We start from the raw sequence: 12,092 nt of genomic DNA on the forward strand, positions 1-12,092 counted from the left end.
TATGCCTGATGAGATTTTGGCAAAATGTCAGGTTTTTAAGTCGATGTCCATGGATGTGTCCCAAGACGGCGCATTGCTTTGAGCAATTACGACGTGCTCCCCATCAGGGCGTTAAATGCCTTCACCGCGTCGGCAGGGCCCGTCGGATGATCCCACACCGCCGAAACCACGGCGAGAAAGTCTGCGCCAGCGTCGATGAGGGGCTGGGCGTTGTCGAGCGTAATGCCGCCGATGGCGACGCAGGGCACCTGCGTCATGGCGCTCCAGATCTCGAGAATTTCCGGATCGGCCTTGGTTTTCGCGTCTTTGGTCGTCGTTGGATAAAATGCCCCAAAGGCAACGTAGTCGGCGCCGTCTTCGGCGGCTTCCATCGCCAAGTGTCGGGAGTTGTGGCAGGTCACGCCGACAATGGCGTCTTTGCCGACGATGGCGCGGGCAGCTTTGGCGCTGAGATCGTCTTGACCCACGTGCACCCCGTCAGCACCCAGTTCGGCGGCCAGCTCGGCGTCGTCGTTGATGAGAAACGCGACGTCGCGGTTTTGTGCTTCGGGCATCAAGATATCAGCCGCGCGGCGCACCGTGTCGCGGGAGGCCGGGCCGCCATCGGCCGCTTTCAGACGCAGCTGTACGCAAGCGACGTTTCCGGCTTCAAGCGCCTCGACGAACGTCGGGCGGAAGCTCTCAGGATCGAACGCAGGCGGGGTGATGAGATACAATTGGCAGGTCATGGGCGGAGTATACCTTGAGCTTGGGCACAAAAAAAGCGGAGCCAGAAGGCTCCGCTTTCTTCGATTATCGAATGTGGCTTAGTTGGCCGCAACGTGCTGCACGAAGCGCATCATGTTGCAGGTGTAGCCGTATTCGTTGTCGTACCAGGACACGACCTTGACGAAGGTGCCGTCCAACTGGATGCCCGCGGTGGCGTCGTAGATGGAGGACGCGGAGCAATCGACGAAGTCTGTGGAAACCACGGCGTCTTCGGTGTACTGCAGCGTGCCCTTCATGGCGCCTTCGGACGCAGCCTTCATGGCGGCGTTGATGTCGGCCATGGTGGCTTCTTTGTCCAGTTCCACGGTCAAGTCGACCACGGACACGTCGGAAGTCGGAACGCGGAACGCCATGCCGGTCAGCTTGCCGTTCAGTTCCGGCAGCACAACGCCGACGGCCTTGGCAGCGCCGGTGGACGACGGGATGATGTTTTCCAGGATGCCGCGGCCGCCGCGCCAGTCTTTGGCGGACGGGCCGTCAACGGTTTTCTGCGTCGCGGTGGCGGCGTGAACGGTGGTCATCAGACCGCGCTTCAAACCCCAGTTGTCATGCAGGACCTTAGCGACCGGCGCCAAGCAGTTGGTGGTGCAAGACGCAGCCGACACGATCGCCTGACCGGCGTAGTCGTTGTGGTTGACGCCGTACACGAACATCGGCGTGCCGTCTTTGGACGGTGCGGACTGGACGACCTTTTTGGCGCCGGCGTCGATGTGCTTTTGGCAGCTTTCTTCGGTGAGGAAGAAACCGGTGGATTCGATCACGATGTCGACGTCGACTTCGTTCCACTTCAGGTTCGCGGGATCGCGCTCGGCGGTCAGGCGGATGGTCTTGCCATCGACGACCAGGTTGCCACCTTCGGCTTTGACGTCACCGGCGAAACGGCCATGGACCGAGTCATATTTCAACATGTAAGCCAGGTAATCGGCTTCCAGCAAATCGTTGATTGCGACAATTTCGATGTCTTTGAATTCGGCGTGGACGGCGCGAAAGACCATACGGCCAATGCGTCCGAAACCATTGATACCTACACGAACCGCCATTTTTTAAGCTCCCTAAAACTCAATATTGCGTATGGATAAGAAAGTTGAGCATTTTCTAACATAAGGGTTCTTGACCCATAACACCCCGCCGGGTTGCGCCCACCCAACCCGTTGGTGTGGGTGGGGTTCAGCGGAATGCTCTAGCGTGTTGTAATGGCTGAAAACCCTGTTGTTTTGCTCTGTTTCCCATCCCTCAGAATCACGTAAGGTCCGCACAATGGCGCGTGCCTGTGGCGCGGTCAATGGCTTTGTCAGAGCAAGGGTGGGCGGGTAGGGTGGGACGCCGCTTCGCGAACTTACATGTCTTGCATAAAGTCTTGCGGATAAGTGTTTGAGGTGGTTGACGATCCCACGCGCACCAGCCTATTCTCGGCCATCGGCCCATGTGTTCACCTTTCCTGCCCACAGGATCGCATAGCGGCTTGTATCTTATGATTTCTGGTATCTTATGATTTCTGGGGGAAATCCAAAACCGTGACTGGCGCCGATCCGACCAATTCCAATCGATTGCAAGCGTCTCAAGAACGACTGGCGCGTGCTATCGGCCGTCTTGAAGCGGCGGTGGAGCATCGCGCCGAGAGCGCCCCGATGAGCCAAGACGACGCGAACCTTCTGGCACAGGCTCAAGAATTGCAGACGGAAAATGCCAAGCTGCGCGCACTCGTCGATGAAACGGCGGCGCGTTTGGACGGCACCATCGCCAAGTTCAAAAACCAATTGGCGGAGCAGGTCTGATGGCGCGGGTTTCTATTTCCATCAACAATCAGACCTACGACATCGCTTGCGCGGACGGTGAAGAACAGCACATCCTCGACCTTGCGGGGGTGGTGGATGCCAAGGTCGGTGAGCTGGTCAGCGCGATCGGTCAAGCTGGAGAAGCACGATTGTTGGCCATGGCCGGTCTGTTAATGGCGGACGATTTGGCCGAGACGCGTGACGAAATCGCCACCTTGCGCAGCGCTGCCGAAATCGCTGAGCCGTCTGCGGTCACCCCATCCGCGCCGACGATTGACGAGAATCGTCTCGCCGATATTCTCGATACTATGGCGGTACGCATCGAAACCATTGCAGAAGACCTCGAACGCGCCTAAGTTCCGGATTGGACGGTGGCTGCCCGATGCGTCAGGTATCGACATTCCCTGGGGCTATAAGTCTTCCTAGGGAGCTGTCCCTGCCGGACTCGTGGGTTCGGTATATGGCGCCCACCTGCAATAGCAGGCCACAGAGGATTGCAAACGCCAACGGTCGGCGTGGCGCCGTCCACTTTCTATCTTTCGGAAATCACGATGACCTTATCCAGCCCAAAGCACGCCCTTCGCGAACACGCCAAAACGGTTCGTGCAGAGGCGGCGGCAGGGTTGGGCGATGACGGCGTGCGCGGATTTTTCGAACACCTTCTGAAAACCTGGAGCGCGGTGTCCGAGAGCTTCGATCCGGAAATCATTGTCGCGGGTTATTGGCCGATGGGCACGGAAATGGACGTGCGCCCGGCGCTGGTGGCGCTGGACCGGATCGGGGTGCTGGTCACGTTGCCCGAAGTCGCCGCGAAGGACCGCCCGCTACGCTTTCGCGCCTGGCGACCGGACGAACCGTTGGTCGAGGGCGATCACGGCACCTTTCATCCCTTGAACGATGCGCCGTTGATGCGTCCCGACGTGGTGCTGGTGCCGATGTTGGCGTTTGATCGGCGCGGCTACCGGGTCGGCTGGGGTGGGGGGTATTACGACCGCACCTTGGAATTGTTGCGAAAAACCGGTGATTGCGTCGCCATCGGCGTGGCCTATGGCGCCCAAGAAGTTGACGAAGTGCCCACCGACGCCTATGACCAGCGCCTCGATTGGATCATCACCGAACGCGAGGCGTTAGAAATTCTATGAAGGTTTTGTACATCGGCGACGTGGTGGGCAAGTCCGGGCGCAAGGCGGTGCTCGACCATCTGCCGCGCCTGCGCGAGGAATTGGCGCTCGATTTCGTGGTCGTCAATGGCGAAAACTCGGCCCACGGCTTCGGCATCACCGGCGCGATCTGCGAACAGTTCTTCGACATCGGCGTCGATGTCGTGGTGACCGGCAATCATGCCTGGGATCAGCGCGAAATCATCGACTACATCCAAAACGAACCGCGCCTGCTGCGCCCGGTGAACTATCCAGAAGGCACGCCCGGTCAAGGCATGGGGATCTATACTGCCCAAAACGGTCAGAAAGTCGTCGTCATTCAAGCCATGGGACGTTTGTTCATGGACCCGCTCGACGATCCCTTCGCCGCCGTCAGTCGCGCCATGTTGAACAAGCGTTTGGGCGAAAACGTTGATTTCGTGCTTATCGACGTGCACGCCGAAGCCACCAGCGAGAAGATGGCCATGGGGCATTTTTTCGATGGCCGCGCCTCGATGGTAGTCGGCACCCACAGTCACATCCCCACGGCGGACGCGCAAATCCTGCCCGGCGGCACCGCGTATCAGACCGATGCAGGTATGTGCGGCGATTACAACTCGGTGATCGGCATGACCAAAGGCCCAGCGATCGAACGCTTCACCACCAAGATGCCCAAGCAACGGCTGGAACCGGCATCGGGCGAGGGTACGCTGTGCGCCGTGTATGTAGAAAGTGACGACGCTACGGGCCTGGCCAAGCGCATTTCGCCCCTTCGCGTCGGCGGGCGCTTGATTGAGGTCGGGCTAAATTAGCTATTGGTTAAATATCGAATAGTATGATAAATTGTGTGACGCGTTCAGGCCTGGGGGGAATGGGCATGGCAAGTCACGATACGTTGGAGTTCTTGCGCACGCGACTGGTCAAGGATATCTCGGATCTATTGTGCAAACCATGTACGGATGCACGCAAAAGCCAACATGTCATGAATTACGAGGACCCCTTAAGGTGCACGTGTCGTTGCGAAACCATTGAGCCGTTAATCGCGCGTTTAGCCGAGGTCGAAAAAGCATTGCAAATCAGCACCAAATATCTGGACTGATCATGCGGCTTTGACGTCGTTCAAGAACCCTTCCACAACACTTTTCAGTTCATTCGATTGACCGCCCAACGCGTGCACGGCCTGCTGCACTTGGCTCGCGGCCTGTCCGGTTTCGTTGACGCTGGCGTTGACGTCGGTGATGTCGTGGGTGACCGTGGTGGTGCGGTCCGCCGCCAGTTCGACGTTGCGCGCGATTTCTTGGGTCGCAGCACCTTGTTCTTCGACCGCGGCGGCGATTGCCGAGGTGATTTCATTGATATTGGTGATGGTCCCGCCGATGGTGCTGATGGCATGTACCGCTTCGTCAGTGGCGGCCTGGATGCCGCTGATCTGGGCGGTGATTTCTTCGGTCGCCTTGCTGGTTTGGTTGGCCAGGTTTTTCACTTCCGATGCGACCACGGCAAAGCCCTTGCCGGCGTCGCCCGCCCGCGCGGCTTCGATGGTCGCGTTTAAGGCCAATAGATTGGTTTGATCGGCAATGTCGGTGATCAGCGCCACCACTTCACCGATTTTGCGCGCCGCGCTGGCCAAGCCGTTGACCTTTTCATTGGCGTGATCGACCTCGCTGACCGCGTTGGCGGCGGCTTTGGTGGATTGGGTGACCTGCCGGGCGATTTCGGAAATAGAACTTGAAAGCTCTTCCGCCGCGCTGGCCACGGTTTGCACGTTCGACGACGCCTGCACGGCGGACTCGGTGATGGAAGACGTTTTGCTCGACGCGTCCGATGCGATGGAGGCCATGGACGACGAGGTGTCTTCCAAGGAAGTCGACATGCTGGACAGTTCCGCGAGGACGTTGGATATGTTGTTCTCGAACGTTTGCGCGACCGATTCCAGTGCGATGCGGCGACGTTCCTTGCGCTCTTCTTCGGCGCGCTGTTCCTCGGCCAATTGTTCCGAACGGATCATGCTGTCTTTGAAAACTTGCACGGTGCGCGCCATTTCGCCGATTTCGTCGCGCATGTCTTGAACCGGTACTTCGACGGTGGTTTCGCCCTTGGCCAGCCGACACATGGTTTGGCCAAGCAACTTCAACGGTGCGCCCAAACGCCAGCGGGTGAACCAGATCATCGCCGCCAGCAAGGCGATCAGGATGATGCCGACCACGATTGATGATGTGTTCGAGACGAAACTGGCCTTTGCAACGGCGGAATTGACCACCCGCGCGCTTTCGGCGCGGGAGTTGTCGATTTCGCTCAGCAAACGGTCGATGCCGCGGATCGCAGGAGCGTCGTCGATGACGATCGTGCGTGCGATTTCGTCGGCGCGTTTGCCTTGTTTGACCATCTGCTCGGCCTGCTGCAGGGCATTGGAATAGGCCTCGATCACCTGCAAAATATCGTTCAAAGCCTGTTTTTCGGCAGGGTTCACGCCGATGGCGTAGTAGGCATCCAGCGCGACGCGAATTTCACGCAGCTTGATGTGAAACTGAACGATCTGCTTGCGGTCCTGGCTAAGCAGATAATCCTTGTATTGGTGCAACATGCCGCCAAAACCGAGCGCCTTGTAAACCGCGTTAAGGTAAGAGCTTTTGCGCGACGGTCCGGCTTCGAACGATTGCCAGGCACCGCCCGCTTGACCGACTTGCTGCGAAGTGGTCAGAGAACTGGCCACGATGGCTGCGGCGGATAGGGCGAGGAACACGGATATGATCGTGCCGATGGTGCTGATTTTAAGGTTTTTCATGGTGCTGGCGCTCTGTGTCAAATGCTCTTGGGGCGCAATGTGGGCTTGTGTTGCGCAAGGTGCGGCTGTGGCTGTGCGCTACAGTCCGCTTTCGGCGATGTAGGCGTCGAGGCGCTGGTTGGCGAGATTGACCTCGGCCACCACGTCCGCATTCGACGTGCCGTGAAGGTCGTCGCCGCCATAATAAATGGCCACGCTGGCCAATGAATCTGATTCGATCAGGTAATAGATCAGGTTATCGAGCATCACTCCGGAACGCATGTAGAGGGTGCTGGTATCTTGTGGGGGGCCGTCTTGTGGCGTGGCAACGGGTGGAAGGTCGCTGGAAGCGAGAAGCACGTTGAGTTTTTCGTAAAAAGCCGCCATTTCATCGCCGACGTCCCCGGTGGGGGCAGGCTGCCTATTGCGCAACTCGTCGATCCATTCGTCGTCGAGTGCAATTTTTGCCGACAAGACCAAGATCACGTTGTTGATGTTGCGCCAAATGCGGGTCACGTTGTCCGATGACAGCGCAAGGGTGTCGGTGGCGCGGGCTTCTTGGCTAATCGTGCCCACGGTCATGACCAGAGCCACGATCAAAAATCGTTTCAACATGAGTGTATGTTCTCTTTCCCGATGACGCTGGAGCGCCCTGTTACGAATGCGCCGATACTCCCTATTTAGGGTAACTTTTTATGAATGCGATCTATTCTCAAATTAGTCTATAACGCGTATACAGCGCAAAACAACCTCTTCGTAAGTATTAACTGTTTGTATTTGTGAAATTTGCAGCAAGCCGAGATGGTCCGCAGGGCGAGATTCATGGCGGGGTGGGACTTCGCCACTGATGTGTTGCTCTCGGCGTCCGGGGGCCTTAGAAAGGCCGCTAACGTTTTGTTTGCGCCCCCTGTGCTATATAGGGCGGGTGAGATTCGCCCAACGCAGCAGCTATCTGAATTCTGATCAACAACACCAAGGCAAGTGAGTCATGGCCGGCCATTCCAAGTTTAAGAACATCATGCACCGCAAGGGCGCGCAGGACAAAAAGCGCGCCAAGGTTTTCGCCAAGCACGCCCGCGAAATTTTCGTCGCGGCGAAGTCGGGTATGCCCGACCCGGAAAAGAACCCACGTCTGCGCACCGCCATCTTGGCCGCGCGCGCGGTGAACACGCCCAAAGAAAACATCGAACGCGCCATCAAGAAGGCCGAAGGTGGCGGCGGTGAAAACTACGAAGAAGTGCGCTACGAAGGCTACGGACCCGGCGGCGTCGCGGTGATCGTCGAAGCGCTGACCGACAACCGCAACCGCACCGCGTCCGAAGTGCGCTCGACGTTCACCAAACACGGCGGCAACCTCGGTGAAACCGGCTCGGTCGGGTTCATGTTCGAACGCACCGGAATCATCGAATACCCGGCTTCCGCGGCCGACGCCGACACCATGTTCGAAGAGGCGTTGGAAGCCGGCGCGTCGGACGTGTCGTCCGACGACGACGGTCACGAAATTTCCTGTGCGCCCGAAGACTTGGCCGATGTGCGCGATGCGTTGGCGGCTAAGTTCGGCGATCCCGCCGAGGCGCGCTTGGACTGGAAGCCAAACACCACCACCGAACTGGACGAACAAGCGGCCAGCACCATGTTGAAGCTGATCGACGTCTTGGAAGACAACGACGACGTTCAAAACGTGTCGTCGAATTTTGAGATATCCGACGAAATTTTGGCCAAGCTGAGCGCCTAGATCAAACGCGGGGGGAAGGGCGTATGCGCATCATCGGCATCGATCCGGGCTTACAACGCACCGGTTGGGGCGTCATTGATGCGCGGGACAACCGCTTGAGCTTCGTCGCCGAAGGGACGGTGACGTCCGACGCCAAGTTGGCGTTGGCGGAGCGTTTGATGGAACTGCACGATGGCTTGGTCGAGGTCATCGAAACTTGGTCGCCGGAGCAGGCGGCGGTGGAGGAAACCTTCGTCAACAAGAACCCGACCTCGACGCTCAAGCTTGGCCAAGCGCGCGGCGTCGCGTTGCTGGTGCCGGCGCGGCTTGGCCTCGTGGTCAGCGAATACACCCCCAATTTGGTGAAAAAGACCGTGGTCGGTGCAGGCCACGCGGCCAAGGAACAGGTCTTGATGATGGTGAAAACCTTGCTGCCGGGATCGGGCAACGCCGGACCGGACGCGGCGGACGCATTGGCTGTGGCGATATGCCACGCCCATCACCGCGAAACCCACAACAGAGTCATGGCGGGGGGACGGCGATGATCGCGCTGCTCAAAGGCCGCATCGAAGAGGTTGGCGACGGCTGGGCCGTGATCGACGTCAACGGCGTGGGCTATCTGGTGTTTTGTTCCAACCGCACCCTCGGTCAGTTGAACGTCGGCGAGGCCGCAACGGTGCATGTCGAAACCCATGTGCGCGAAGATCACATTCATCTCTATGGGTTCCTCGATGGCGGCGAGCGGGCTTGGTTCCGCCTGCTCACCACCGTTCAAGGGGTCGGTGCGAAGGTCGCGTTGGCGATTTTGTCGGTGCTTTCGTCCGATGAACTGACCCATGCCATCGCTGCCGCCGACAAAGCCCAGGTCGGGCGCGCCAGCGGCGTCGGCCCGAAATTGGCGCAACGCATCGTAACCGAACTCAAAGACAAGGTCGCGGCGTTGGCGTTGGGCCCGGCGGCGGGACCCAAGGGCGTCAAGGCGACGGTTTCGACCAGTGGCGCAGGTGCGGGCGATGTCACCCGCGATGCGGTGTCGGCGTTGGTCAACCTTGGCTATTCGCCCTCTGATGCGCTGTCGGCCGTCAGTCACGCGGCTGCCAAAGCGGGCGAGGACGCGAGCGTAGAGGCGCTGATCAAAGGCGGCTTGGCGGAACTTGGGCCTAAGGAGCACGGCTTATGAGCGACGAAGATCGCATGATCGCGCCCGAAGAAAACGCCGAAGACCGGCGCCCCGATGGCGCCGACAACGCCTTGCGCCCCACGTCGTTGGACGAATTCGTCGGCCAGCAGAAAGTCCGCGAAAACCTGGCGGTGTTTATCCAGGCTGCGCGCGCGCGTGGCGACGCCATGGACCACACGTTGTTTTACGGTCCCCCGGGGTTGGGCAAGACCACCTTGGCGCAGATCGTGTCGCGGGAATTGGGGGTGGGCTTTCGCGCCACGTCCGGTCCGGTGGTGGCGAAGGCCGGCGATCTGGCCGCGATCCTGACCAATTTGCAGCCGCGCGATGTGTTGTTCATCGACGAAATTCACCGTCTCAATCCGGTGGTGGAAGAAATTCTCTACCCGGCGATGGAAGACTTTCAGCTCGACCTGATCATCGGTGAAGGCCCGGCGGCGCGGTCCGTTCGCATCGATTTGCCGCCGTTCACCTTGATCGGCGCGACCACGCGTTCGGGCTTGATTTCGACACCGCTGCGCGATCGCTTCGGCATTCCGCTCAGGCTGCAATTCTATTCGCCTGAAGAACTGGTCGGCATCGTCCAGCGCGGCGGACGGCTTTTGGGTATCGAAATGACCGAAGACGGTGCGCTGGAAATCGCCAAACGCTCGCGCGGCACGCCGCGCGTGGCGGGACGGTTGTTGCGGCGCGTGCGCGATTTCGCCAACGTCGCGGGCCGCGAAGTGGTCGACGCGGTGGCCGCCGACGGCGCATTGACGCGCCTGGATGTGGACAAGGCCGGGCTCGACAACATGGATCGGCGCTATTTGTCGTGTATTGCCGACAATTATGGCGGCGGGCCGGTGGGCGTCGAAACCCTGGCGGCGGCGTTGTCGGAACAGCGCGACACCATCGAGGACGTGATTGAACCGTATCTGATCCAGCAAGGGTTCCTGATGCGCACCCCGCGCGGGCGCATGCTGACGGTTCAGGCCTTTACCCATCTCGGCCGCAAAGCGCCCAAGACCACCGCGCAGCTGGAACTGATCGACGACATGGGCGGTGAAGGGGGCGGCGATGACGTCTGACCTGACGCTTGGAAAGGCCGGGCGCATTGAAGGCAATACCTTCATCTTGCCGGTGCGCGTCTATTACGAAGACACCGACTCGGGCGGGGTGGTCTATTACGCCAACTATCTGAAATTCGCCGAACGTGCGCGCACCGAAATGCTGCGCCATTTGGGCATCGAAAGCTCGCGCTTGCAGGCAGAAGAGGGGTTGGGCTTCGTTGTGCGCCACTTGGACGTGGATTATATCCAGCCCGCAAAGCTCGACGATTTACTCGAAGTTCACCTTTCGCTGACAAAAGTAGGCGGGGCGTCGATGTCAGGCGAACAGCGCATCGTGCGCGGTGGCGAGGACCTGGTGCGCATTCGCATCAAGCTCGGCTGCATGAAATTATCCGGAGGCGCGGGAAGATTGCCCGAAAAAATCCGCAATCTTCTGCGAACCTTCGAAACATCGGACTGAATATAGAGGACTGGGACTAAAATATGGAAGGCAGTGTAATCGATGCGGTGACCCTCAGCGGTTCCGTGGGCGCGCCCGATTTTTCCATGATGACGTTGTTTTGGCGCGCCGATTGGGTGGTCAAAAGCGTCATGATCATGCTGATCTTGGCCTCGGTGTGGTGCTGGGCGATCATTTTCGAAAAGGTCACCAGCCTGAAAAAACTCAACCGCCAAGCGCAAGCGTTTGAGAAAAGCTTCTGGTCGGGACAGAGCCTGGACGCCATTTACGAGGCCATCGGCAACCAGCCCAAGGACCCCATGGGCGCAGTGTTCGTCTCGGCCATGCGCGAATGGCGCCGGGCGGCGGAAAAGGGCCACATGGGATCATCGCTCGCCAACACCTCGCTGAGCGAGCGCATCGAACGCGTCATGCACATCACCGTCGCGCGGGAAATGGAGCGGGTCGAGCGTTACATGACGTTCCTCGCGTCCACCGGTTCGACCGCGCCGTTCGTCGGTTTGTTCGGCACGGTGTGGGGCATCATGAATTCGTTCCAATCCATCGCGGTATCCAAAAACACCTCGTTGGCCGTGGTCGCGCCGGGCATCGCCGAGGCTTTGTTCGCCACCGCGTTGGGCCTGCTCGCCGCCATTCCGGCGGTGTTGGCCTACAACAAGCTGTCGCGCGATTTGGAACGCTACACCAGCCGTCTGGACGGCTTCGCGGTCGAATTTTCCGCGATCTTGTCGCGCCAGATGGAAGAAAAGGGCTAAGCCTTCATGGCCGGAATGATCAACGGATCGAAACGCCATAGCTTCGGGCACGCCAAGCGCCGCCCGCCGATGGCCGACATCAACGTTACGCCGATGGTCGACGTGATGCTGGTGCTGTTGGTGATTTTCATGGTCACCGCCCCCTTGCTGACGGTGGGCGTGCAGGTCGACCTGCCCAAGACCCAGGCCAAAGCGATCCCCGGTTCGGATGAGCCGTTGGCCGTCAGCATCGACCGCGACGGCAAGGTCTACGTGCAAGACACGCAGATGGAGCTGGACGCCGTGGTGCCGCGCTTACAGGCCATTTCCGACAACAATCCGGAAGTGCGCATTTTCGTGCGCGGCGACGCCAACGTCGATTACGGCAGCGTCATGCAGGTGATGGGCATCCTCAATGCGGCGGGCTTTTCACGGGTGGCGTTGATCACCACCCAGCAGCATGGTCAAACCCCGACCAAACCGAAGAAAAAATAGGGAGCGACGAA

The 12,092-nt window shown here is 59.4% G+C and carries 15 protein-coding genes and 1 other RNA gene; 12 read left to right on the forward strand and 4 right to left on the reverse strand.

What is annotated here, in order from left to right:
- Nucleotides 1-86: 86 nt before the first annotated feature.
- Both thiE and gap read right to left on the reverse strand, forming a co-directional pair.
- Entirely contained in the window at nt 87-728 is a 642-nt protein-coding gene (gene thiE, locus VIN96_RS02935; protein ID WP_331893934.1) for a thiamine phosphate synthase, read from the reverse strand.
- A gap of 78 nt (nt 729-806) precedes the next feature.
- Nucleotides 807-1,808, reverse strand: coding sequence for a type I glyceraldehyde-3-phosphate dehydrogenase (gap, locus tag VIN96_RS02940; RefSeq protein WP_331893935.1), 1,002 nt, complete (start codon nt 1,806-1,808; stop codon nt 807-809).
- Between the two features lie 474 nt (nt 1,809-2,282).
- Between gap and VIN96_RS02945 the strand changes: the two genes are divergently transcribed.
- The 5 genes from VIN96_RS02945 to VIN96_RS02965 all read left to right on the forward strand — a co-directional run bounded on the left by VIN96_RS02945 (nt 2,283) and on the right by VIN96_RS02965 (nt 4,494).
- Complete coding sequence (locus VIN96_RS02945) at nt 2,283-2,543, forward strand: hypothetical protein (protein ID WP_331893936.1); 261 nt, start codon at nt 2,283-2,285, stop codon at nt 2,541-2,543.
- Nucleotides 2,543-2,899 (forward strand): cell division protein ZapA, encoded by a 357-nt coding sequence (locus VIN96_RS02950; protein WP_331893937.1) that lies wholly within the window; start codon nt 2,543-2,545, stop codon nt 2,897-2,899. The genes VIN96_RS02945 and VIN96_RS02950 overlap by 1 nt, the downstream gene beginning before the upstream one ends.
- Nucleotides 2,900-2,912: 13 nt before the next feature.
- Nucleotides 2,913-3,069: non-coding RNA, 6S RNA (gene ssrS, locus VIN96_RS02955), on the forward strand.
- 25 nt (nt 3,070-3,094) lie between these two features.
- A complete protein-coding gene (locus VIN96_RS02960; RefSeq protein WP_331893938.1) occupies nt 3,095-3,685 on the forward strand; it encodes a 5-formyltetrahydrofolate cyclo-ligase in 591 nt (196 codons plus the stop codon).
- The gene (locus VIN96_RS02965; protein WP_331893939.1) at nt 3,682-4,494 is read left to right on the forward strand and encodes a TIGR00282 family metallophosphoesterase; all 813 of its coding nucleotides are present in this window, start codon (nt 3,682-3,684) and stop codon (nt 4,492-4,494) included. The genes VIN96_RS02960 and VIN96_RS02965 overlap by 4 nt, the downstream gene beginning before the upstream one ends.
- Before the next feature lie 287 nt (nt 4,495-4,781).
- Here VIN96_RS02965 and VIN96_RS02970 read toward each other — a convergent pair whose 3' ends face one another.
- Nucleotides 4,782-6,467: a methyl-accepting chemotaxis protein gene (locus VIN96_RS02970; protein WP_331893940.1), complete on the reverse strand. Its 1,686-nt coding sequence runs from the start codon at nt 6,465-6,467 to the stop codon at nt 4,782-4,784.
- A 78-nt stretch (nt 6,468-6,545) separates the two neighbouring features.
- Nucleotides 6,546-7,061: a hypothetical protein gene (locus VIN96_RS02975; protein WP_331893941.1), complete on the reverse strand. Its 516-nt coding sequence runs from the start codon at nt 7,059-7,061 to the stop codon at nt 6,546-6,548.
- 373 nt (nt 7,062-7,434) lie between these two features.
- Between VIN96_RS02975 and VIN96_RS02980 the strand changes: the two genes are divergently transcribed.
- The 7 genes from VIN96_RS02980 to tolR are packed head-to-tail and all read left to right on the forward strand — an operon-like array spanning nt 7,435 to nt 12,081.
- Nucleotides 7,435-8,181 carry a YebC/PmpR family DNA-binding transcriptional regulator gene (locus tag VIN96_RS02980; protein ID WP_331893942.1) on the forward strand — a complete coding sequence of 249 codons (747 nt, stop codon included), beginning with the start codon at nt 7,435-7,437 and terminating at the stop codon, nt 8,179-8,181.
- A 23-nt stretch (nt 8,182-8,204) separates the two neighbouring features.
- A complete protein-coding gene (gene ruvC, locus VIN96_RS02985; RefSeq protein WP_331893943.1) occupies nt 8,205-8,705 on the forward strand; it encodes a crossover junction endodeoxyribonuclease RuvC in 501 nt (166 codons plus the stop codon).
- The gene (ruvA, locus tag VIN96_RS02990) at nt 8,702-9,340 is read left to right on the forward strand and encodes a Holliday junction branch migration protein RuvA (protein WP_331893944.1); all 639 of its coding nucleotides are present in this window, start codon (nt 8,702-8,704) and stop codon (nt 9,338-9,340) included. The genes ruvC and ruvA overlap by 4 nt, the downstream gene beginning before the upstream one ends.
- 14 nt (nt 9,341-9,354) lie before the next feature.
- Complete coding sequence (ruvB, locus tag VIN96_RS02995) at nt 9,355-10,410, forward strand: Holliday junction branch migration DNA helicase RuvB (RefSeq protein WP_331893974.1); 1,056 nt, start codon at nt 9,355-9,357, stop codon at nt 10,408-10,410.
- Nucleotides 10,400-10,852: a tol-pal system-associated acyl-CoA thioesterase gene (gene ybgC / locus VIN96_RS03000; RefSeq protein WP_331893945.1), complete on the forward strand. Its 453-nt coding sequence runs from the start codon at nt 10,400-10,402 to the stop codon at nt 10,850-10,852. The genes ruvB and ybgC overlap by 11 nt, the downstream gene beginning before the upstream one ends.
- Before the next feature lie 23 nt (nt 10,853-10,875).
- Nucleotides 10,876-11,607, forward strand: coding sequence for a protein TolQ (tolQ, locus tag VIN96_RS03005; protein ID WP_331893946.1), 732 nt, complete (start codon nt 10,876-10,878; stop codon nt 11,605-11,607).
- A gap of 6 nt (nt 11,608-11,613) precedes the next feature.
- The gene (gene tolR / locus VIN96_RS03010; protein WP_331893947.1) at nt 11,614-12,081 is read left to right on the forward strand and encodes a protein TolR; all 468 of its coding nucleotides are present in this window, start codon (nt 11,614-11,616) and stop codon (nt 12,079-12,081) included.
- Nucleotides 12,082-12,092: the final 11 nt, after the last annotated feature.

Origin of the sequence: Magnetovibrio sp. (assembly GCF_036568125.1) — a bacterium.
Taxonomy (GTDB): domain Bacteria; phylum Pseudomonadota; class Alphaproteobacteria; order Rhodospirillales; family Magnetovibrionaceae; genus Magnetovibrio.

Coding starts and splice junctions, on each gene's coding strand:
- gap (WP_331893935.1), bottom strand. CDS start 1,808: ATGGCGGTTCGTGTAGGTATCAATGGTTTCGGACGCATTGGCCGTATG.
- VIN96_RS02960 (WP_331893938.1), top strand. CDS start 3,095: ATGACCTTATCCAGCCCAAAGCACGCCCTTCGCGAACACGCCAAAACG.
- VIN96_RS02965 (WP_331893939.1), top strand. CDS start 3,682: ATGAAGGTTTTGTACATCGGCGACGTGGTGGGCAAGTCCGGGCGCAAG.
- tolR (WP_331893947.1), top strand. CDS start 11,614: ATGGCCGGAATGATCAACGGATCGAAACGCCATAGCTTCGGGCACGCC.
- VIN96_RS02950 (WP_331893937.1), top strand. CDS start 2,543: ATGGCGCGGGTTTCTATTTCCATCAACAATCAGACCTACGACATCGCT.
- VIN96_RS02980 (WP_331893942.1), top strand. CDS start 7,435: ATGGCCGGCCATTCCAAGTTTAAGAACATCATGCACCGCAAGGGCGCG.
- tolQ (WP_331893946.1), top strand. CDS start 10,876: ATGGAAGGCAGTGTAATCGATGCGGTGACCCTCAGCGGTTCCGTGGGC.
- VIN96_RS02975 (WP_331893941.1), bottom strand. CDS start 7,061: ATGTTGAAACGATTTTTGATCGTGGCTCTGGTCATGACCGTGGGCACG.
- VIN96_RS02970 (WP_331893940.1), bottom strand. CDS start 6,467: ATGAAAAACCTTAAAATCAGCACCATCGGCACGATCATATCCGTGTTC.
- ruvB (WP_331893974.1), top strand. CDS start 9,355: ATGATCGCGCCCGAAGAAAACGCCGAAGACCGGCGCCCCGATGGCGCC.
- thiE (WP_331893934.1), bottom strand. CDS start 728: ATGACCTGCCAATTGTATCTCATCACCCCGCCTGCGTTCGATCCTGAG.
- ruvA (WP_331893944.1), top strand. CDS start 8,702: ATGATCGCGCTGCTCAAAGGCCGCATCGAAGAGGTTGGCGACGGCTGG.
- ruvC (WP_331893943.1), top strand. CDS start 8,205: ATGCGCATCATCGGCATCGATCCGGGCTTACAACGCACCGGTTGGGGC.
- ybgC (WP_331893945.1), top strand. CDS start 10,400: ATGACGTCTGACCTGACGCTTGGAAAGGCCGGGCGCATTGAAGGCAAT.